The following is a 20,995-nucleotide window of genomic DNA, read 5'->3' on the forward strand; positions in this document are numbered from 1 at the left end:
ACGTGAGTTCGACGAAGTTAAAACAGACCTCACCCCAAACCCCTCTCCTAGGAGGAGAGGGGCTTCAAAACCTGATTCTAACCTTGTTCCTCCCCTCAACTGCTTCCACTTTAGTGCCATTGCCTGGGTAAACTAACAGCACTTTGCATAAACATCTTATCCGACCTTATCGAACTCAATATAGAGGCGGTTCAGTCCCCGCACGAGGATGTTCGGTAAGTACTGGTAATCTTCTTGTGCCAAGCGGATGTTCTTCAGTCGTTTCAGTAAACGCTCATAAGCAATCTGCATTTCTTTACGAGCAAGCATAGCGCCCAAACAATAATGAATGCCATAACCAAAAGATAGGTGGTTGCTAGCATTTTGGCGACCCACATCGAAACGCTCACCCTCTTGGAATTTTATAGGATCGCGGTTAGCAGCATCGTAGCGGAGCAGGATTAAAGACCCTGCTTTGAGCTCGACGTCTCCAAGTTTTGTATCTTGTGTTACAACTCGCCACATTCCTGCTGTCGGACTTTCCATCCTTAGAACTTCTTCAACAAAATTCTCTAGCAGGGAAAGATTGGTTTGTAACAAGTTCATTTGGTCTGGATTCTTTGCCAGCAGCAACATCCCACCCGCAAGGGCACTGGTAACAGTTTCATTGCCAGCTACTAGTATTTGCTGAATTATACTCAGCAACTCGGCAGTGTTGAGCGATCGCTCTCCGGCCACCTTTGCCTGTACCAAATCGGATATCAAATCATCCTGGGGTTGTTTTTGGCGTGACTCTATGACATCGCGAAAATAATGCTGGAAAGCAACAATATCTTTAGCACACGCGATCTTCTGCTCTCTAGAGAGTACGTGACCTAGGTTTGCAATAAAAGCATCAGACCATTGCTTGAACTGAGGCAGATCTTCCTGCGGTACACCTAATTGCTGAGCAATAACTTTGATAGGTAGAGGTACGGCAAACTCACTGACAAATTCACACTGGTTTTGAGCAATGAAATTGTCAATAAGTTCATCAACAATCTGCTGAATCAAGTCATGCATTTTGTTGATACGGGAGGAAGTGAATGCTTTATTCACCAGCGATCGGAATCGCTCGTGTTCTGGTGGATCTGCAGTAAGCAGAGTGTTCATCTGAGGCCACCCTTGAGCATAGATTTGCTGCAATTCATCATCCTGTTCTTCTTGACCAACTAGTAAAGTAGAGAAATTGCTAGAAAAGATTTTTGTATCCTTAAGAACTTCGATCGCCAAATCATAGCGCGTCACGAGAAAGAGCGAAGTGTCAGGTTTGGGACTGGGTAACTCCATAATTGGTGCTTGCTCCCGTGCCAGCTTGTAGAATTCATAAGGGCAAACAAGCACTTCAGGGTCAAAGAAGTTGTAGTCCGACAATTGCTTCATGTTTTTATTGATACTCAGGAATGATGGTTTGTTTTGAATCACTATGCAGTCGGCATCATTTTAACATCCAATGTCAGCATTGAAATTATCGTGGACTTTCAAGATAGGATGGATGCAATAGCATAGAGCGTGCGATATTTACTCCTCTTCAATTGCTCCTAACGCTTTAAGCGTTGCTTTCTCAGCTTCTGTACAACCTTTAATGCCTTTAATATTCATGCCCTCATAAGGTCTTTCACTTCTTAGTGTTTTGAGGCATAAGCCCGATTCAATATTCCAAAATTTAATTGTCTCGTCCCTACTCCCGCTAGCAAGAATCTGAGCTTTTGGACTAAAGATTGCTGAAGTTACTGCATGAGTATGACCATGCAAAGTTTTAATGCACTCACCGCTATCCACATCCCACAATTTGATTTTTTGGTCATCACTTGTACTTATAAGAATGCGACCGAAATCTGTAAAACTGACAGATCGTACCCTGTCATCATGTTGCAAAATTTTAATACATTCACCAGTATTTACATTCCATAACCTTACAGTTGCGTCTTCACTCCCACTGGCAATGATAGTACCATCATGATTAAAAGACACTGAATACACGTAATCTGTATGCCCCTGTAAAGTTTTCAAACACTCAATATTCCGAAAATCCCAAAGCATGATTGTTGCCTCACCACTACCGGTAGCAATGATAGTACCATCCGGACTAAAAGCAATTGAGAATACCTGCTTAAGATACTTCTGTATAATACCTATACATTGACCAGTTTCTACTTCCCAAAGTCTTACAGTTTTATCACCACTTGCACTGGCAAGTATAGTACCGTCCGGACTGAAAGCAACTGAATTTATCCAATCATTATGTCCCTGCAAAATTTTTAAACATTTTCCAGTTCTTATATCCCATAACCTTACTGTTTTATCAGAACTACCACTGGCAAGAGTTGTACCATTGGGATCGTAAGCTACTGAGATGACAAAACTGCCATGCCCCTGTAAAGTATTCAAACATTCTCCAGTTGTCACATCCCATAGTCGTACTTTATGGTCATAGCTACCACTGGCAAGAGTGTGACCGGAAGAAGAGAAGCTGACTGAGTTTACCCAAGCTATATTACCTTGTAAAGTTTTTAGGCACTCAGCTGTGGTAATGTCCCACAACCTTACTGTTTTGTCATCCCCACCACTGATAAGAGTTTTTCCTTTGGGATGAAATGCTATTGAACGAACCCAAGCCATATGACCGTGCAAGGTCTTTAGGCATTGACCTGTATCCAGAAATGACTGCGATTGCGCTAACTCAATAAAATCAGGTGCCAACGCTCCCAATTCTGCCGCAAATTTATAAGCAACAAAAAACTCCAATAGCGAACGATGGGCAAGAGCTATAGCCTGACAGTTGTTTTCCACTGCAGTCAATACAGCTGGCAGTGCTGGGTAATTTTGAGAAGCCAGCCTTGCCATCTCGGTACGAATTCCTTCAAGAGTTGGCAGCCTGTCTAATTGTTCGATAATAGCTGCAATTCTTTTGTGCAAAGAACTAATTTGCTGGCTCATTAGTGCGTCAGATGGCGTGCGACTGCGCTTGGCAACTTCAATAAAGACCGTCGCAAATGCTGCTACTTCTCGAATAATGTCAAGCCCCAGGGTTTTGATTTCATCCCCTAAAGCATAGGCATCAACAAATGTATCGACTTCCGATAGGAGGATTGAAGGGTTGTTGTGGTCTAAGACTTTGCGAAAGGCTTGTTTTATTTGTTCGTGGCGGAAAAGTTCCAGAAATGGCTTGGGTTTTCCAACACCGTACTCTACTAAGGCGTAGGCGTAAACCCCACTAAAATCAGCAGGCGGGTGTTCGGGAGCGAGATTAAATTGATTTAGTAATTTGATAACAATTTCATTACGCTGCAGCTTATCTTTAATTAGTGGGCTAGCGATGCCAGAAATTGCATTAATAATAGTGTCAAGGGTAGGTGGTATCACAGAAATATCTCGCTCGTTCCTTTAATCTACGTCTAGTAGGGTCAATTTGGGGGTAAAAAAAGCTTAAGATATAGGCGGCATTGTACGGAGTCAAAAGTAGAATTTCTCTGTAACTACATTGCTGTCTGGTATTATTCCGGATTCTACTGAGAAATTCTTCCTACAGTCATTATGTTTAAGTAATTTTAATACTTATCTGAAAGAGCGATCGCTCCAAGAGCAAAAAACCAAACTTTAATGCCTGACAATATCTACCCCAAATGATTGAGCCGAGATGCAATACGCGATCGCAGTTTTACATTGAATTATACTTTGACACAAACACAGGTGTCTGGCGCACAGGTCACACCAGTTGAGGATTTTGACTCCAGTGAGTTAATGGTCATGCCCGAACAATGGAGAAGAGAACTTTACCAAGCCGCCCTAGAAGTAGATGCCGATAAGATAGTTCAACTTATCGAGCAAATTGGGCCAACTCATCAAGCCTTGTCCCAGAAGCTGACAGAACTTGTGCAGAATTTCTGCTTTGACGAAATTCTCGAACTACTGCACACTTAAATTTAGCGTTAGCTCCCCGAAATTTTCCCACTCGATTGTTGAGGCAGTGTATGATTATTTATGAGTTATACATAACTATCGGGTAGGTGTGAGCCTCCTTGCTGCAATAGGTGAATTCGCCCGCACAGCGCGGAACATTCCAAATCGGCACAGCCCTGCACCAAACGCCAAACGCATCAGCAAAAATGTCGGCACCTCACGCACAGACTTAATGAAACCAGACAGTCCAAAACGCAGGAAGCCACTCGGTCGAACGATCCCTTGCCAGATCGAATCTAACCAAGAAGGAAGCGTTTCTTGTGTCCAGTCTGCCGCAATCACCTCCCCCTCGACTAATTCCGTTGCTGCTAAAAGCTCGGAAAATCCCTCAATGCTAGAAAAAGCTGGATGAGACCACTGATCTAGGAGTTGTTGCATTACTAGTTTCTCCCAAAAATTTAGCGGCTTTTGGCGGTCATCCCTTTGATTCCAGTCAGCTACAACCAACACTCCACCAGGTTTTAGCACCCGCATTAATTCTCTTGCAAAAACAGTTTTATCGGGCATGTGGGGACCTGCTTCGATTGACCAAACCACATCAAAACTGGCATCTGGAAACGACAATGCCATTGCATCATCAACTGCAAACTGGGCATTGAGCCCTTGAGGTGTTAGTTCCTGGGCGCGTTTCACCTGAATAGGACTGATGGTAATCCCTGTGACAGCAAACCCATAATCCCGCGCTAAAATCCGGCTGCTGCCTCCAATACCACAGCCAACATCTAAGACGGTAGTACCAGGAAGTAATTTATCTAAACCACCCCATTTAACCATTTCATGTACGAAATCAGATTTAGCAGCCAAAAAATCTTTCCTTCTTGGTGGCGAACCGTAGTGACCGAGGTGAATGTGTTCCCCCCAATAAAACTCTAGGATACCGTCAAGCGTCCATTGGTCATAGGAATTGGCGACTGTAGCTGAGGATTGATACTTGCGGGCAGTTAGGAAATAAGCCGCAATTCCAATTAGCAAAACCAGAAGCGAACTAATTATAAAATAAAGTAATAGATTTGACATTGCTGTGAAAGTTTTACTATGTAGCTAAGAGTTGATAGATTTGGGTTTGTTTATGGCTCATTTCCACTAAGACGAGCGATAGCTTCGCTACTGCCTTCGGCAGATCGCAATGGCAATCTTCCTGTAGGTTGAAATTGCGATATTTTGCACACCTTGAATCATTTCGGGTTTTTGTTTCTCTTGGGGTAGAGCCATTTTGTTTGACAAAGGGATGAATAGCAGTGCGAACTTCTCGGTAAAGATAAAATTTCAGCATGATGATTAACCGATGAAGATTAGATAATTAGGTACTGTTGCTATTAGGTATATCCTACCACAGCAATGACTAAAATTTATGAAAAAGCTTTCTTCTGAAAAGTTTACAGCAACAACTTTCATCCTTATCAGAAATGGGCATGGCAGACAAGGGCGCATTTTCCCACACAGTTATTATTGCGCTAACCGCTAGTGCTTTTGAATAAGAGCGAGATCGTATTCTATTATAAGGGGAGGGCTAGGGTGGGGTATTTTTTATAAGTGTTTACCCGAACATGATATTACACACTCTAAACAAGTCTTATAAGGTCAGAATTTAGGAAATAGTTCAAAGGAAAATCGATGGCTAGAAAGCTGGTTTATCATGTCGGTACTACTCTTGATAATTATATTTCTCACGAGGATGGCTCAACTGCATCGCCATAGCAGTCAGTGGAAATTACCACAAAATTTTGTACGCCCAATATTTGATGAAAATCGTCTCCGCACAGCATTATCAGCACTTTACCCAGCCGTATCCTATGGCTTGATTTCACCAGAGCATTATAAGATGCTGACAGTAGCAACCCAAAAGATTGAAAGCACGATGAAAACACTGGGTCAAGCACAAGATATTTGGGGCTTAATTCATGCAGACTTACATGAAAACAATTACCTATTTCACAATGAACAAATTCGACCCATTGATTTCGCTCGTTGTGGGTTTGGATACTACCTTTATGATATTGCTGAGTCAGTTCAATATTTACTGCCTCAAGTGAGATTCGCCTTTTTTGAAGGGTATCAAACTATTCGTAAATTACCCAAGCGTTACTTACAAATAGTAGAGGACTTCTTTATAATGGCAATAATATATAACTACTCCTTTCTTTTGAAGAATCCAGAAGAACATACATGGATTTCAGATGATATTCAACATATTGCTAAGAGGCACCTTCGTAAATATCTTGAAGGTGAACCGTTTTTGCTTGACTCTTAAAAAAACAAGATGTGTGCGGCATTTCGTTTGTTCTCCCCTTCAACAAAAGGTAGGTTTGAATTCATACACTGTTTTTTTTGTCAATGACTAAGTTCTATATTATGTAGAAAAAACCCCGGTAACTCTAATTAGACCGGGGTTGCTTGATAATTATTTACCTGCAAGGAATTTTATCACTTAAACAGTCAACTAAGCAGCAGGCTGTTCTAAATTCACTTTGACCACTTTGTTCTTTTCTTCTTCTTTCTTGGGCAGAGTCAGATTCAAAATACCGTCTTTGTATTCTGCCTTAACATCAGTATTCTGAATTTTTACAGGTAGGGGAATGACGCGTTGAAACTTACCATAGTGGAACTCCGTCCGTGTCGTACCTTTGTCTTCGGTCTTGTTTTGGGACTTGCGATCGCCACTAATGGAAACAGTTTTTTCTGTTACCTGAATATCTAAATCTTTAGCATCCATACCTGGGATTTCTAACTTCAGGTAAACCGCATCATCTGTTTGGGTAAGTTCAGCAGCAGGAACTTTAACAAAGTCTCTTGCAACGGGAACTCTTGTCTCTTCAAACAGACGCTGGATAGCGTTAATTTCTTCTTGCCAGGGATTGTAACGAATTAATACCATAGGTGTTATGAATAAGTAAAAATTACGTTTTTGTTTGCTTGATATTCTTATAATATTGCTTGTACGAGCGTGAGGAATTCGGCTTTAACTACCTCAAAATTGATAATAACCGAATAATAATTTATAACTGCGAATAAGTGGAGCTAACCGAATATCTTAATTCGGTAAACAAGACTTAAAAACCCTCAATTTTACTTGTGTGCTTGTCCGCTCCAGCTATCCCATGCTGCTCGCGTTACCCTTGCGATAGTTTTTTCCCTTGTAGACTCGTCCGCCTTTGAATCTGAGATAAAGACTGCTACAGCTAAGGTCATGCATTTGCACTGTCTGGTCAAGCGTGCAATGTCCTTTAAGGCTACTAATATCTTGCACCATCACCTTATTGCAAAAATCAAAGCCCAAAAAGCCGATCCCGATCGTAGGTAGGGCTAAAGCCCACCACCTCCTCCCACAAAGAAGGTGCAAGATGTCAGACTACGAAGTTCCCGCCTATTTTAGGTGTGCCTTCCTTGTCTGATTGGGAGGGTCAGCCGGTGGTGTATGGCTTGAAGGAATGTACTCAATTAGGTCAAATGGTGTAATCGTCTCACCAATTTTGGAAAGTTCGTTTATCCCCTCACTGATGCTCTCCCATCTGTCTCCACCAATTTCTGGTAACACATCAGCATTGCGTAGCGCTGACATCGCGTTAGCACTGATATTCAAAAAGCTTGCCAGCTCTTTGCCCTTGACCCGATGCCTAGCCATAATCTCACCTAATTTCCAACGAATCAAAGTTCTACTCTTAAACTCACCATTTTAACTTTACTATTTTAAGTTACATTTATGCTTATATATCTTATAGTATTAATAATATTTTTGATAAAGTAAATATTTGTTTCATTAGGCTTAAATTAAAGGATTGATTGTATAATAGGAAATGCGTAGGAGAAAGGCGATCGCTCTTCTTCAGTTCAGAACGTTAGCGGTTGTGTAATCAAAAAGTTTGCGACAAGGAAATCTTGGAAACTTTTGTGAAGGAGATCGCTTTACCTTGAGTGCTATGCAATTGCATATCTAAGGTAAAGCCGTAATCGCCCTATGGTTGGAAAAAGATTTGCGCTGGGATACAAAGCAGCGATGTAGGAAACCGTCGCCTTATATCATGTCCGGGTAAAGACTTATCATTAAGGCAGAGGGGGAGAGGGGGGGAGAGGGAGAGGGGGAGCGAGTTTTGAGCCATAGTTAGTTAGTGGTTAGTGGTTAGTGGTTGGTTGGTGGTTATGAGCTACTAACTATTCTCCACTAACTCTGAATTATGAGCTACCTCAAAGACAACGGAATAAATTTTTGGCAAATTAGGAATAGCATTAGAGCGGTCAATAACTGTTTCAAAATCTAAATATCTGCGTTAATCTAAGGTTGAACATTCTTACGGCTTCTATAATTCTAAATACCACCTCCTCTGCCATCTAATAAAGCCAAGTTGTTCAACGCTCGCTTGCATAATCCAATCATGGCAATGATGGACGATGCTGAATCCAAGGTTTTGCAGCTTCTATTTGCGCTGCTAAGCTGATAAGAGTAGCTTCTGCTGCTGGGCGTCCCATCAATTGTACGCCTATGGGTAAACCATTGCTATCAAAACCTACAGGAAGTGCGATCGCTGGTTGTCCGGTAGCATTAGCCGGAGGACAAGGTGCAATCCAGCCAATAATCTTTTGGAATGTCTCTTCAGGGGTTAAATCCGCCCATTCCCCAATGCGAATTGGTGAATGCAGGTAAACTGGCAATACAAGCACATCTACTGTGTCAAAAAATGCCACGATTTGTCGCGACACTGCTTGCATTTGGTAAACTGCTTTTAAATACTCACCGGCAGAACCGCTTCTTGCAAACAACCAGCGATTTAGTGGCTGTAGAATCTCAACAGGAAGCCCCGATGAGGCTGGCGAAGTTTGCCAAACAACTTGAAATGGTTCCACTATCCCACTAAAGTCCGGGCATTTCTCTTCAACTGCATGACCCAGTTGTTGTAGTAGCTCGACTGTTTGCAGAACGCCTTGCTTGCAGTTATCATCCGCTTCACCTATGGGGAGGATATTGGTAGAATAGGCAATTCGCAATTGACCCGGTTTTATCCCGGTAGCTGCAAGAAATGATGGATTTGGATCTGGTAACCAATATGGATCGCCAGTCACATAGCCAGACAGGACATCTAAAAGTGCAGCAGCATCTGCCACAGTACGCGCTAATGGTCCATTCATTGCAATACCATTCACGCGATCGCCCACTGGTGCATGAGTGACTCGTCCCCGTGATGGCTTGATTCCTACCAAACCACAACAAGCTGCAGGTCCCCGCACCGAACCACCCCCATCAGAACCTTGGGCGATCGCACACAATCCTGCTGCTACCGATGCTGCTGCGCCACCACTAGAACCGCCTGAGGTGTATTCTAAATTCCAGGGATTTCTTGCAGGAGGAAATCCCATCGGTTCGGTGTAAGGATATGAACCAAGTTCCGAAGTTGCTGTTTTACCCAAAAGAATAAACCCAGCATTTTTAATTCGCGTTACTACGCCATCATCATAATTAGGAATATTGTTGAGCAGTGCTGGGTTGCCATAGGTACAAGGGACACCTGCAACGGAGTTGAGGTCTTTAATAGAAATTGGCACTCCAAAAAATAGTGGCAGTTCGTTAGCACCTGCAAGCATTTCCGTTTTCGCTTTGGCATCTGCAATAGCTTGCTCTGCCATCACTGTAAAATAACTTCCCAAACGGGGATTTAACTGCTGAATGCGTTCTAAGTACAATTGTACCAATTCTAATGGCGACACTTCCCGGCGACGAATTAACTGCGCCTGTTCTAGGGCTGGGGTAAAAGCTAGATCCACTTGATTCATTGTGTTGTTTTAGAGTTTAATTGTATTTATTTTTGGCGTTTTCTATCATTTTTTTACCTCCAGTTCATTTTAGAACAGGAGACACTTGTATGTGTTTTCACCTTTACGACAAGCTACATAAGCTAAAATAGCCTTATTCCTGGTACTTGAAAGCCCGACGTGCTAATTTCGTATAAGTCTTGACAGTTTTATAAGGTATAGAGATTTATTGATATGTATCTTCATCGTTACGATATTCTTCACCGTATTCAGAAACTAGACCCACTGGAAGACCACTGTCAGATTTATCATCTCATGTTAGGCTACGAGTTTCCGTGGGATGTAACGAAAGCGTTGGAGATTGCACTCATGAAAACTTATTGCGTTCCCAGTATTTCTAAATTACTGGATAAAACTGGCGAGTTTCACTTGCGTCCGCAAAAGCGCTACGACGATACAGCAATAATTATTGTAGAGTTTTCTAAGTGGGGTTATGACAGCGAACGTGGTCGTCAAGCAATTCAACGGATGAATACCATTCACTCTCGCTTCAAGATTGATAATGCCGATTTCCTATACGTCCTTTCGACATTTATTTATGAACCCATCCGTTGGAATGTCCGTTTTGGCTGGCGGCTGATGTGCGAACAAGAACGATTAGCTACATTTTACTTTTGGCGGGAAGTGGGGAAGCGAATGCATATTCAGAATCTCCCCGAAACCTATGAAGAATTAGAACAGTATAATATTGATTACGAACGCACCCACTTTTGCTATACAGAAACAAATCGTCGAGTTGGTGAAGCTACCCGCGACTTATTTTTGAGTTGGTTTCCCAAGTGGATGTCTCCTATTTTGAAACCCGGAATCTACGCCTTACTTGAAGATGAAATGCTTGATGCCTTTGGTTTTGAACATCCTCCTCAATACCTGCGTTGGAGTCTTGAAACCAGTTTGAAAATCCGGGGTAGGTTGCTGCGTTTCTTTCCCCCTCGCAAGCATACTAACTTTTTTATTGACTCTCCAATCCGCAGTTATCCTAATGGTTATGAAATAGCTAATTTGGGACCACAAGAAAAAGTTAAAGGTTAAACATCCTCTAAGTAATTTAACCTAAAAAAATATAAAAGGTTCTAATAATATCTTACATTTACACCTATTTTCAGGTAAATAGACCACATGGAGTAGGGTGGGCGTCCTCGCCTGCCCTCTTATCCGGAACGGGCGAGGACGCCCGTACCACAAGAAAATGCTGTGCTTCATTTAGGTGAAAACTGCTGTAATTTGTTTGAGCTACTTGCTAAATCTACAACTTACCGTCTCATCGTTTCCTATCTTAAGGTACGTCCTGCGAACATTTCTTGAGCTCATGAACCAAAAGTCTTCTACTTCAAAGCTATGTCCTATATTTTACTGTTCTGAACTGCTGGATTTATAATTTCTGTTGAAAAGGGACTTTTGGTTACCAGAGTTATGATAAAACCTCGCTCTACTCGGTCTACTTCTTTATCGTTAAGCCAACGCCTTAGAGGATAGTTTGGTGCAAGTACTGTAGAGTAAAAATTATCTTTAGTACGAAGGCTAACCTTCACACCGTGAGCTTTTATTGCCTTTATAGTTTTAATCAACCCTGTCATCCATTGACGTGCTATTTCTTCATTAGGAGCGAGATTTTGTAAAGATAATTCGTTGAGTATGATATCAAAATCCACTTTCTATTCTCCCGCAGGTTCTAACAAAGCATCTAAGCTTTTTTCCCACTCGTCAAAGAAGCCATCGGGCCATTTGTCTATTCGTCCATTTCTATCAATTCTTGGTGAAACAACTTCAGTAAAAGCCTGTCTTCCTTTTTCCTGTCGTTGAAAGTAATGCAACTGAACATCTTCAGGAGGAAGTTTCCCGCCATGAACCGCAAGACGAATTCCGTTTAAAACATGGTCGCTGTGAGTTTCTATCACAACTTGAACACCACAACTGGCTGCTAGAGCTAGCAACTCACCCATTTTTGCTTGTCCTTGAGGATGTAGATGGGCTTCTGGATTTTCAATTATAATTAGCGTTCCTGGCTTAGAGGACAGTAATGTTACGATGATTGGCAAAGTGTAGCTAATCCCAAATCCAACATTTGTAGCACGATAAGGGTTGTTATCTCCGTAGGAATATTGAAGACTCATCAAATCTACATCTGGTTTAGAGGAGATTTTAATGCGTGTCCCAGGACTAACCTCTCCTATCCATGCTTCAACTTGATTAATAAGATTCCATGACTTTGCTTTTGGATGGCTCAGTTCTCCATTCGGAATATCTATATCTTGATAAATCGAAAGAAAATGTGCAGTGTATTCTCCCCTAGTACCAATTTGCCCAAGTCGTCGTACTTGATAATCTGACATTTCATTAAAAGGTCTCGGTTCAATACGCTCTGCTTGAAGGTAATGGAAGTTATTGCTGAAAAGACTTAACCTATAAACTTCTTGAGTAAGGCTTTTTGATGCAATATTTAATACATCAACCTCTCTGTCATAGTTGAAACGCCATATTCCTTCTATGCCATTTTCAAAAACAATATCAAAGCCAATAGGATCTTCTTTTCCTGCACCCTCAAAAAGTGCATCTTGAGCCGTACCAATACAAACCAAATCACCATTCAATGCTAAACCTATATCTGGTAACAACCCTTGTTGAAACGATTGACGTAGGAGCAGTAGAGATTGCAGTACAGAAGACTTGCCAGTACTGTTAAGACCTGAAAGTAGAGTAAGTGGTCTAAATTCAAGGAACTGATTTTCAAAAGGCTTGAAATTAATTAAGCGTAGTGAGCGAATCATCGTAGTACTTCCTGAATGATTTTTTCAATCGTACTAAATCTATATTCTACTTTGTTTGCAGCTTGAGATATAGATACTAAAAAATCTTTATCATTATCTACACAATTGATAAAATTATTAATTAATTCTTGCTTGCCTTTCTGGAGTTTTTCAATTTCTCGATCGCTAAGTTTACTTAAATTTACTGACCAGGCTTCAAATAAGGATTTATTAACAGGATAGTTTTTTTTATTTTTCTTAGAAATTTTACGAAACGCATTTTTTCCAAAAATGTCAAATGCTGTGTTCATTGCACTTTTAAATTTTTTCTCAATGTTCTCTAATTCTTCTTCTGATAAGTTATTTGTTTTAGACAAGGCTTTACTTAAAAAAGAATCTCTAGTTTCTTCTTTATAATCCTTATAGGAAGTCAGTGTAAAAGCTAAGAAACCAAGTACAAATTCTCGGTCATCCATACGCTTTTTTTTCGAATCACTAAGATTAATAACCTGCCGAAATTCCCGAGTTTCTGTAAGCTTAATCAAGAATTGGTTTGCCTTACCTGGATTTAAAGCATGACGCAGTTCTTGAGGAGAAAGAGGTACGCCTCCTGTGTTAATTCTCTTAAAAATGTTGTATTTGACTGCAATAGGTGTACCTTTCTCAATTAAATAGACAGTAACCTGGGTTTCCTCAATCCGACGCTGGTATCTGCGTTCCAGTTGATCGTAGGTTTTACCTTCAAGCTCTTTGAGGTACTCGAGTCCGCTTAGCTTCAGCTTCTTATCACTAACAAATTGCTTCAAGGCAGATAGCCGTTGCAAACCATCTACAACCAACCATTTATCTTCATTGGTGGCATCCATATAGAAAGCAGGTAGTGGAATCCGAATGAGGATAGATTCAATGAGTCGGCTTTTAACATCCTCCTTCCATATATTCGCTTGACGTTGAAAATCGGGTGCTAAATCTAGCGCTTGCTCATCAATTCGTCTCAGTAATTGTTCAATGGTAGGTTCTTTGGTAACAATGTTAATTTTCTCAGGATCGTATCGTAAAGTAGTGTCTTTTTCATTAACCTGTTCTTCTTCATTATCTTCTTCATCTAAAACGTCTTCATCAAGTAATTCTGTGTTCTGATTATTCAGAATTTCCATAACAGATACTCCTTTGTATTAATATTGATTCAGTTTATAGTCAGTCATAGTTGTATGTGCTCATTTAGCGAACTGAAGTTGTAAGGGCGAACGACCTTATTCCTACGAGCGTCGGCACGCAACAGGTTGGCGCAGCTTGTCCGCAGGGCTTACGTCCCTACCAATGTACTTCATTTACCTGAAAAATGCTTTCATAAGTAGCTCATGGGTTACTGTCTTTTAAAATCATAGCGTTTGTTTAAAAGTTGAATACATTTTGAGATAAGTTGCGATCGCCATTTTTTTAGAAAGTGTATCTTTTTCCAAAAAACCAACTTGCTAGCTAAAACAGTTTATGAAAAAGAAAGTGCTAAGTGTGAATAAGCACTGAGCACTCATAAAGCTTGCTATTTAGTAAGAAACAAGCAAATTTATTTGTCAGAAAAAACTAACCTTATTACCATTTAGGAAACAAGACTACTGAGTGGTGCAACCCCTGCTAAATCCAAAATTTGCGGAATCAAATCTTCACGCTTAACTGCCATCATATGGACACCATGACACAATTGACGCGCTATCTGCACTTGCTCGGCAGCAATTTTCATTCCTTCTTCAAGGGGGTCTTTTGCTTGTGCCAACCTATCAATGATGTGTTGGGGAATCTTCACACCCGGTACACAACGATTGATAAATTCTGCGTTTTTAGCTGATTTCAACAGGAAAATTCCTGCCAAAATCGGTTTATTACAGCCTGCAGCTATTGTGTCCATAAACTTTTCCAGCCGCTCAAAATCTGTAATCAACTGGCTTTGGAAGAACTGCGCCCCTGCTTCCAATTTGCGCTCAAATCGGCTTTGCAAACCCGACCAACTGCCACATTGGGGGTCAACTGCAGCACCAGCAAATAAATTCAGCGCCCCATCTGTTAGGGATTGCTCGTTGGAGTCAACACCGTGATTGAGTTTTTGAATCAGTTGCAGCAGCCGCACGGACTCCAAGTCAAATACGCCTTTAGCTTGCGGGTGGTCACCAGCTTTTACGGGGTCACCAGTCAAAGCTAGTATGTTATGGATACCCAAGGCATGAGCACCCATCAAATCGGCTTGCAAAGCAATACGGTTGCGATCGCGGCACGCAAGCTGACAAATTGGTTCGATACCGTTTTGCAGCAAAATTGTCGATGCTACTAGAGAACTCATCCGCAGTACAGCGCGGCTACCATCAGTTATGTTGACGGCATGAACCCTCCCCTTAAGGGTCGCCGCCATTGCGATGGTGTGTGTTGGATCTCCTCCTTTTGGAGGTGCGACCTCAGCGGTCACTAAGAACTCCCCTGCTTGCGCGGCTTTGCGGAATGAATTCAAGGGAGTGTTGTTCAGCGTATCCTGCATAAAATTGGGATTGATGAATTTGAGATTTTAGATTGACCATCAATCTAAAATCTAAAATCTAAAGTGTAAAATTGCTACAGTGGCATTGAGTAACCCATTGCAGTTTTTACTTGTGCGAGAGTTTGGTTGGCGACAGCCTCGGCTTTGTGTCTGCCATCCCGCAGTACGGATTCCAGATAGCCTTTATCGTCCATTATCGCCTGATACTTTTCTTGGATGACTTTTAGCGCTTCAATTGCCGTATCCGTTAACAAAGGCTTAAATTGACCCCAGCCCATATCTTGGCATTCAGCGGCAACTTCTTCCTTTGTCTTGCCTGAAAGCAGCATATATAGCGTTAATAAATTGTTACTTTCAGGACGTTCCGGATTGTCAAACTCCAAACCGCGCACGGGATCGGTTTTGCAGCGCTTAATTTTTTTGGCAATTTCGTCAGAAGAATCTAACAAATTAATGCGGCTCAAATCTGAAGGATCGGACTTCGACATTTTCTTAGTACCATCCGTCAAACTCATCACCCTTGCGCCTTCCTTACGAATCATCGGTTCTGGCAACTTGAGCACTGGTTTATCGGGTTTGGCAAACAGGTGGTTAAATCGATTCACAATATCCCGCGTCAATTCCAAATGTTGTTTTTGGTCTTCACCCACTGGTACCTTATCCGTTTGGTACAGCAGAATATCCGCAGCCATCAGTGCTGGGTAGTCCAACAAACCAGTATTAACGTTTTCTCCCTGCTTCACTGCCTTTTCTTTAAACTGGATCATATCTTCCAGCCAATTTAGGGGCGTGATGCAATTCAGCAACCAAGTCAGTTCGCTGTGGGCAGAAACGTGAGATTGTATAAAGATAGTAGAGTAGTTTAAATCAATACCACATGCAAGATAGAGAGCTGCAATGGTATAGCTATCAGACGCTAGTGTTGCTGGGTTGTGCGGTACGGTAATCGCGTGCAAATCCACCACACAAAAGAAGTTATCGTATTGATGTTGAATTTCTACCCAGTTGCGAATTGCACCTAAGTAGTTACCTAAGTGCAAATTGCCAGTTGGTTGAACGCCAGAAAAAACTCGTTGCTTACCCATTGATTTCCACTATAGTGTGCTCAAACCCCGCTTTGTAAAGTTGCGGTCACAAATCTCATTCAATTTTGACATTATACCCATCACCTTACGAGCCTTGGTCAGAGTATATCACTGGAGAAATGGGTAAAGCACCCCAACCATTTTGCGACCGATTAGCTTTTGCAGTGGAAGAAGCCCATCTCAGTATGGCATTCAAGGAGCATGCCGCACGCCCTCTTATTGAAAAAATGTCAGCATTTGAAAGGAGAAATTATGCCACAAAAATTTACCCAAATTGCCTTTACTCCAGCCGTCAAAGCCGCCCAAGAACAAAGGGGATCGCGTGAGACTTATGCCCGATTTGAACATTAGGTGGTAGATAACTCAGGAGTTGTTTTCTTAGACTCTTGGATGTTTCTGGCAAAGAACTCAAAACCCTCAACGGGTACAGCAACTACGTATGAAGACTTCAATCGCTCTTGGGGAAATAGCTGTAAAACTAATCAGAAAATGATATCCGTCAACCTCACATTGTTTGACGACTTTGGCATAGAAGTATTTTTCTTCTGTAGCTAGTTCTGTGTCAATTAATAACTTGAGCTTCAGATTACTGAAGATTTTTAAGGAATGTGGCGATCGCAGTTGCGCTCCTTTTTCTGAAAGGCTCACCAATTCCCCCTGAAAGACTGGTCCAACAGCCTGTTTGCCCTGCAAAACGGTATACTCTACAGGGAGTTTCCGCTCCAGATTAATGATTTCTTCATCGTCTAGAGGTAAGAACAGGTTATATTTACCACCAATGCCCCGGACTTCACAAATAGTTACCGGTTCTTTCATTCCCTTGGGTTCTATTTGTGATTGTGCGGTTATCTGAAGGTCAATATTAGCATCTTTCCGTGTATTTTCGGAAATCAAAATCTGTCCCCCCACAGTGTAAGTTTCAATTCGCGCCGCCAAATTAACATGACTGCCAATGACTGTATATTGGGCACGTTTTTGAGAACCAATATTTCCCGCGACAACCTCCCCTGTATTAATCCCAATTCCCATTTCAAGGGTTGGTAAATTCATTTGCTGAATTTGTGCATTTACTTGCTGCATGGCTAATTGCATCTCCACAGCACAGGCGATAGCTCGTTGGGAATCATCATTACGGCATATAGGCGCACCAAACATGACAAAGATGCCATCACCCATAAAATCGCTGATTGTACCTTTATATCGCTCAATAACATCCGTCATTGCCCCTAAATAAAGATTGAGAATCTTCACAACTTGTTCGGGTGGCAATTGTTCGGAAATAGCGGAGAATCCTCTCAGATCGGAGACAAGAACTGTAACTTTTTTCCGCTCTCCCCCCAGCTTTAAACCAGAAGGAGTTTCCAATATATTTGCAAGTATTTCATCGGTCAAATAGCGACCGATGGTTTTTCTCATTTCAGTAGCACTTTGGGCCACATACTGGGTAACCGCGATCGCCGATCCTCCTAATGCTAGCAGCGAAGGGACAACGGGAATCCACCAACCTCCTAGAAACGCCACAAAGCTACCACCAAGCAAACAGCAACCTACAAGGAAAATACTGACAACCATCAGGTTTTTCTGAGTGTTGTTGTGGCGTTGCAGCCAACACAAAGTAGCACCAACGATCGCACAAATCAAAATCAACAACCACTCTAGCGGCTCAGGCAAGCATTTAATAAGCTGACGATTATCCAAAGCCGCACTTAAAATTTGACTAATTAAATTGGCATGAATTGTTACACCCGCCATGCGTTTGGGGGAAGTCAATATGTGACTGCTGTAAGGCGTGTAAAATAGATCCTTCAAACTTTCAGCAGTTGTACCAATTAAGACCACCTTGCCTCGCAATAAATCCGGTGGAATGCGGTCTTCTTGCACATCTGAGAGAGAGATTCTGGTAAACTGTTGTATCCCTCCCCGGTAATTCAACAGCACTTGGTAGCTACCTGCATCTGCTCGAACGTAACCCCCATCATTAGCTTCAAAGGTATAAAAAACACTATTACCTAATTGCAAGTAATTGGGATTATTTTTTGCTGGTTTCTCGATAATACCTTCAGGTTTTAAGTACAATAATGCCAGTTTTAACGCAAAGCTTTCAAGAGTCTCCTCCTCGTTGACATTTAGGTACAATAACCCGCGTCGAATCTTACCATCGCCGTCTAATGGCAGGTCATTGGCTCCAATTTGCTGGCGTTGTTTCAGTATGGGTGAGGGATTAACTGCAGAACTGTCAGGAGTGTGAGAAACTTTTTGCACTCCAATTAAATTGGGTGTAGACTCAAAAACCTTGAGTAGTTCTTGATGACCGGGATGTACGGGTAAGTCACGATAGAGGTCTAAACCTATGGCTCTAGGTTGTTGTTGTTTGATTTTCTCTAAGACTTTAGCAAGCTCCCGATCGGATATGGGCCATTGACTTTGTTTGCGGATATCTGCTTCATTAATATCAACAATCGCAATACGGGTATCGGTGCAAACAGCACTGGACTATTTTCACCAAGCCCTTTTACTCAAGCAACAGATGGGAGATAAACTGGGGGAAGCGATTAGTCTCAACAACATTGGCAATGTCTACTTAGATTTAGGAGACTCGCAAAAAGCACTGAATTATTTTCAAAAATCCCTTTCCCTGAGGAAGCAGGTAGGAGACAAACGAGGAGAAGCTCGTACTCTCAATAACATTGGTTATGTCTATTTGGATTTTGGCGCACGGGAAAAAGCATTAGAATATTTCCGTCAATCTTTGCCTTTGTATCAACAAACGGGAGATAAGTCAGCAGAATCTCATACCCTCAACAATATTGGTACAGTCTACTTAGATTCAGGAGAAACGCAAAAAGCACTAAATTATTTTCAACAATCCCTAGTTCTCAAGCGATACGTAGGAGACAAAATAGGGGAAGCTGGTAGCCTGAACAACATTGGTACGGTTTATTTAAGTTTGGGAGAAAGACAAAAAGCGTTGGATTATTTCCTCCAATCCTTACCTCTATTTCAAACTGTGGAAAATAAATTAGGGTTAGCAGCGAATCTCAATAATATTGGCAGAGTGTATTTAAATTTGGGAGAACAGCAAAAAGCACTCAATTATTTCCACCAATCTTTGCCTCTATACCAACGAGTAGGAAACAGGGGAGGAGAAGCTCAAACCCTCTATAACATCGCCTTAGTGCAACGGAATCAAGGCAACCTTAACGCAGCCCTCACTCAAATCAAAACAGTCATCGACATTGTTGAAGATTTACGCACCAAAATTGACTCCCAAGAATTGCGTGTCTCCTATTTTGCTACAGTGCAGGATTATTATCAGTTCTACATTGATTTGCTCATGCAGTTGCACAAACAACAACCATCTCAAGGATATGATACTCTGGCACTGCAAATCAGCGAACGCGCCCGCGCCCGCAGTCTCTTGGAATTGCTGACAGAAGCTAAGGCGGATATTCGTCAAGCAGTGGAACCAAAGCTACTCTCCCAAGAGCGGAACTTACGGCAACAACTAGATGTTTTAGAAAAACGTCGAGTACAGCTATTAGGTGGTAACCATACTCAAGCACAGGTACAAGCTTTAGAACAAGCTCAGGAAGAACTTTTACAGCAGTATCAGCAAGTGCAGTCACAGATCCGCGCTACCAGTCCCCGTTATGCAGATCTCACTCAACCTCAACCTCTTTCGCTCCCAGAAATTCAGAAACAAGTCCTCGATGATAACACACTGCTTTTAGAATATTCTCTAGGAGAAAAACGCAGTTATCTTTGGGCAGTCACAAATAAGAAGATAACGAGTTACGAACTGCCCAAGCGTGCGGACATTGAAGATGCTGTCCAAAAGTTCCGTCAATCTATAACAACTCCGTATCTTAAGAACAGTCCATCTATAGATGCTCTCTCTGAGTTAATACTTGCACCAGTAGCCCAGCAACTGGGACAGAAACGCTTAGTCATTGTCAGCGATGGAGCTTTGCAGTACGTACCATTTGCCGCCCTGACTGCGCCCAACTCACAAAAAAGTAGCAACTACCAACCGTTACTGCTCAACCATGAAATTGTGACTCTACCCTCAGCCTCTACACTCGCTATCCTCCGACGCGAACACAAAGAACGCAAACCTGCGACTAAAACATTAGCTGTGTTAGCAGATCCTATCTTTAGTCGTGATGATGAGCGTCTCCAAGGTAAAGGACAAGTGTCTCGCCCACCAGATTCAGAAAACAATTTAGATAATCTCAGTTTAACCAGAGCAGCCAGAGACTCAGATATAAGCTTTGAGCGCTTGCCGTTTACCCGTCAAGAAGCAGAGCAAATTTTCGCCCTTGTTCCAACTAACGAAGGCAAGAAAGCTTTTGACTTTAGTGCTAATCGTACCACTGCTACTAGTAACGAGTTGAGTCAATATCGCCTGATTCATTTTGCCACTCATGGTATTCTCAACAGCAAGCATCCAGAACTATCAGGAATTGTATTATCCCTATTTAACGACAAAGGAACGCCGCAAAATGGGTTTTTGCGCTTGCACGATGTTTTTAACCTCAAACTGCAAGCAGAACTGGTGGTACTCAGCGCCTGTAAAACTGGATTGGGAGAGGAAGTTAAGGGAGAAGGATTAGTAGGATTAACCAGAGGGTTTATGTATGCCGGTAGTCCGCGAGTTTTGGTGAGCCTTTGGAGTGTGGATGACCGAGCAACATCGGAACTGATGACGATCTTTTACAAAAAGATGCTCAAAGAACGATTAACCCCTGCAGCAGCATTGCGAGCCGCACAGGTAGAAATTTGGCGGACTCAAAAATATGCTGCACCTTACTATTGGGCGGCTTTCACTTTACAAGGCGAATGGAATTAGTTCT

The 20,995-nt window shown here is 42.0% G+C and carries 17 protein-coding genes and 1 pseudogene; 5 read left to right on the forward strand and 13 right to left on the reverse strand.

The window, feature by feature from the left end:
* Window positions 1–156 precede the first annotated feature (156 nt).
* Window positions 157–1,401, reverse strand: a complete 1,245-nt coding sequence (locus tag ACYRY3_RS25745; RefSeq protein ID WP_460204468.1) for a cytochrome P450 — start codon at window positions 1,399–1,401, stop codon at window positions 157–159.
* A gap of 138 nt (window positions 1,402–1,539) precedes the next feature.
* The gene (locus ACYRY3_RS25750) at window positions 1,540–3,384 is read right to left on the reverse strand and encodes a WD40 repeat domain-containing protein (RefSeq protein ID WP_460204469.1); all 1,845 of its coding nucleotides are present in this window, start codon (window positions 3,382–3,384) and stop codon (window positions 1,540–1,542) included.
* A 264-nt stretch (window positions 3,385–3,648) separates the two neighbouring features.
* On the opposite strand from ACYRY3_RS25750, the gene ACYRY3_RS25755 reads away from it, so the two are divergent.
* On the forward strand, window positions 3,649–3,942 hold the full coding sequence (locus ACYRY3_RS25755; RefSeq protein ID WP_460204470.1) for a hypothetical protein: 294 nt from the start codon (window positions 3,649–3,651) through the stop codon (window positions 3,940–3,942).
* Between the two features lie 75 nt (window positions 3,943–4,017).
* Here the strand turns inward: ACYRY3_RS25755 and ACYRY3_RS25760 are convergent, their stop codons facing one another.
* The gene (locus tag ACYRY3_RS25760; protein WP_460204471.1) at window positions 4,018–4,998 is read right to left on the reverse strand and encodes a methyltransferase domain-containing protein; all 981 of its coding nucleotides are present in this window, start codon (window positions 4,996–4,998) and stop codon (window positions 4,018–4,020) included.
* A gap of 16 nt (window positions 4,999–5,014) precedes the next feature.
* Entirely contained in the window at window positions 5,015–5,254 is a 240-nt protein-coding gene (locus ACYRY3_RS25765; RefSeq protein WP_460204472.1) for a hypothetical protein, read from the reverse strand.
* Between the two features lie 402 nt (window positions 5,255–5,656).
* On the opposite strand from ACYRY3_RS25765, the gene ACYRY3_RS25770 reads away from it, so the two are divergent.
* Window positions 5,657–6,232, forward strand: a complete 576-nt coding sequence (locus tag ACYRY3_RS25770) for a phosphotransferase enzyme family protein (protein ID WP_460204473.1) — start codon at window positions 5,657–5,659, stop codon at window positions 6,230–6,232.
* Between the two features lie 189 nt (window positions 6,233–6,421).
* On the opposite strand, the gene ACYRY3_RS25775 is transcribed toward ACYRY3_RS25770, so the two are convergent.
* From ACYRY3_RS25775 to ACYRY3_RS25785, 3 genes are all read right to left on the reverse strand, one after another.
* Entirely contained in the window at window positions 6,422–6,856 is a 435-nt protein-coding gene (locus tag ACYRY3_RS25775) for an Hsp20/alpha crystallin family protein (protein WP_460204474.1), read from the reverse strand.
* 489 nt (window positions 6,857–7,345) lie between these two features.
* Window positions 7,346–7,603: a helix-turn-helix domain-containing protein gene (locus ACYRY3_RS25780; protein ID WP_460204475.1), complete on the reverse strand. Its 258-nt coding sequence runs from the start codon at window positions 7,601–7,603 to the stop codon at window positions 7,346–7,348.
* Between the two features lie 746 nt (window positions 7,604–8,349).
* On the reverse strand, window positions 8,350–9,744 hold the full coding sequence (locus ACYRY3_RS25785; RefSeq protein ID WP_460204476.1) for an amidase: 1,395 nt from the start codon (window positions 9,742–9,744) through the stop codon (window positions 8,350–8,352).
* Window positions 9,745–9,957: 213 nt separating this feature from the next.
* Between ACYRY3_RS25785 and ACYRY3_RS25790 the strand changes: the two genes are divergently transcribed.
* Window positions 9,958–10,815 carry an oxygenase MpaB family protein gene (locus tag ACYRY3_RS25790; RefSeq protein WP_460204477.1) on the forward strand — a complete coding sequence of 286 codons (858 nt, stop codon included), beginning with the start codon at window positions 9,958–9,960 and terminating at the stop codon, window positions 10,813–10,815.
* A gap of 311 nt (window positions 10,816–11,126) precedes the next feature.
* Here ACYRY3_RS25790 and ACYRY3_RS25795 read toward each other — a convergent pair whose 3' ends face one another.
* From ACYRY3_RS25795 to trpS, 5 genes are all read right to left on the reverse strand, one after another.
* A complete protein-coding gene (locus ACYRY3_RS25795; RefSeq protein WP_460204478.1) occupies window positions 11,127–11,435 on the reverse strand; it encodes a hypothetical protein in 309 nt (102 codons plus the stop codon).
* A gap of 3 nt (window positions 11,436–11,438) precedes the next feature.
* Window positions 11,439–12,551 carry an AAA family ATPase gene (locus ACYRY3_RS25800; protein ID WP_460204479.1) on the reverse strand — a complete coding sequence of 371 codons (1,113 nt, stop codon included), beginning with the start codon at window positions 12,549–12,551 and terminating at the stop codon, window positions 11,439–11,441.
* Complete coding sequence (locus tag ACYRY3_RS25805; RefSeq protein ID WP_460204480.1) at window positions 12,548–13,687, reverse strand: DUF262 domain-containing protein; 1,140 nt, start codon at window positions 13,685–13,687, stop codon at window positions 12,548–12,550. Before ACYRY3_RS25805 ends, ACYRY3_RS25800 begins: the two co-directional genes overlap by 4 nt.
* Before the next feature lie 443 nt (window positions 13,688–14,130).
* A complete protein-coding gene (locus ACYRY3_RS25810; protein ID WP_460204481.1) occupies window positions 14,131–15,057 on the reverse strand; it encodes a methylenetetrahydrofolate reductase in 927 nt (308 codons plus the stop codon).
* 74 nt (window positions 15,058–15,131) lie between these two features.
* Complete coding sequence (gene trpS, locus ACYRY3_RS25815; RefSeq protein WP_460204482.1) at window positions 15,132–16,142, reverse strand: tryptophan--tRNA ligase; 1,011 nt, start codon at window positions 16,140–16,142, stop codon at window positions 15,132–15,134.
* Between the two features lie 65 nt (window positions 16,143–16,207).
* Between trpS and ACYRY3_RS25820 the strand changes: the two genes are divergently transcribed.
* The gene (locus ACYRY3_RS25820) at window positions 16,208–16,468 is read left to right on the forward strand and encodes a hypothetical protein (protein ID WP_460204483.1); all 261 of its coding nucleotides are present in this window, start codon (window positions 16,208–16,210) and stop codon (window positions 16,466–16,468) included.
* 91 nt (window positions 16,469–16,559) lie between these two features.
* On the opposite strand, the pseudogene ACYRY3_RS25825 reads toward ACYRY3_RS25820, so the two are convergent.
* Window positions 16,560–18,617, reverse strand: a pseudogene (locus tag ACYRY3_RS25825) (CHASE2 domain-containing protein); the annotation flags it as partial.
* A gap of 1 nt (window position 18,618) precedes the next feature.
* Between ACYRY3_RS25825 and ACYRY3_RS25830 the strand changes: the two are divergent.
* Window positions 18,619–20,991, forward strand: a complete 2,373-nt coding sequence (locus ACYRY3_RS25830; protein WP_460204484.1) for a CHAT domain-containing protein — start codon at window positions 18,619–18,621, stop codon at window positions 20,989–20,991.
* Window positions 20,992–20,995 lie beyond the last annotated feature (4 nt).

It is taken from the genome of Scytonema sp. NUACC21, from assembly GCF_054684315.1.

What these genes read in the sequence shown, in the direction of transcription:
- ACYRY3_RS25780 (WP_460204475.1), bottom strand. Translation starts at nt 7,603, where the DNA reads ATGGCTAGGCATCGGGTCAAGGGCAAAGAGCTGGCAAGCTTTTTGAAT.
- trpS (WP_460204482.1), bottom strand. Translation starts at nt 16,142, where the DNA reads ATGGGTAAGCAACGAGTTTTTTCTGGCGTTCAACCAACTGGCAATTTG.
- ACYRY3_RS25765 (WP_460204472.1), bottom strand. Translation starts at nt 5,254, where the DNA reads ATGCTGAAATTTTATCTTTACCGAGAAGTTCGCACTGCTATTCATCCC.
- ACYRY3_RS25805 (WP_460204480.1), bottom strand. Translation starts at nt 13,687, where the DNA reads ATGGAAATTCTGAATAATCAGAACACAGAATTACTTGATGAAGACGTT.
- ACYRY3_RS25770 (WP_460204473.1), top strand. Translation starts at nt 5,657, where the DNA reads ATGGCTCAACTGCATCGCCATAGCAGTCAGTGGAAATTACCACAAAAT.
- ACYRY3_RS25760 (WP_460204471.1), bottom strand. Translation starts at nt 4,998, where the DNA reads ATGTCAAATCTATTACTTTATTTTATAATTAGTTCGCTTCTGGTTTTG.
- ACYRY3_RS25785 (WP_460204476.1), bottom strand. Translation starts at nt 9,744, where the DNA reads ATGAATCAAGTGGATCTAGCTTTTACCCCAGCCCTAGAACAGGCGCAG.
- ACYRY3_RS25745 (WP_460204468.1), bottom strand. Translation starts at nt 1,401, where the DNA reads ATGAAGCAATTGTCGGACTACAACTTCTTTGACCCTGAAGTGCTTGTT.
- ACYRY3_RS25810 (WP_460204481.1), bottom strand. Translation starts at nt 15,057, where the DNA reads ATGCAGGATACGCTGAACAACACTCCCTTGAATTCATTCCGCAAAGCC.
- ACYRY3_RS25790 (WP_460204477.1), top strand. Translation starts at nt 9,958, where the DNA reads ATGTATCTTCATCGTTACGATATTCTTCACCGTATTCAGAAACTAGAC.
- ACYRY3_RS25800 (WP_460204479.1), bottom strand. Translation starts at nt 12,551, where the DNA reads ATGATTCGCTCACTACGCTTAATTAATTTCAAGCCTTTTGAAAATCAG.
- ACYRY3_RS25775 (WP_460204474.1), bottom strand. Translation starts at nt 6,856, where the DNA reads ATGGTATTAATTCGTTACAATCCCTGGCAAGAAGAAATTAACGCTATC.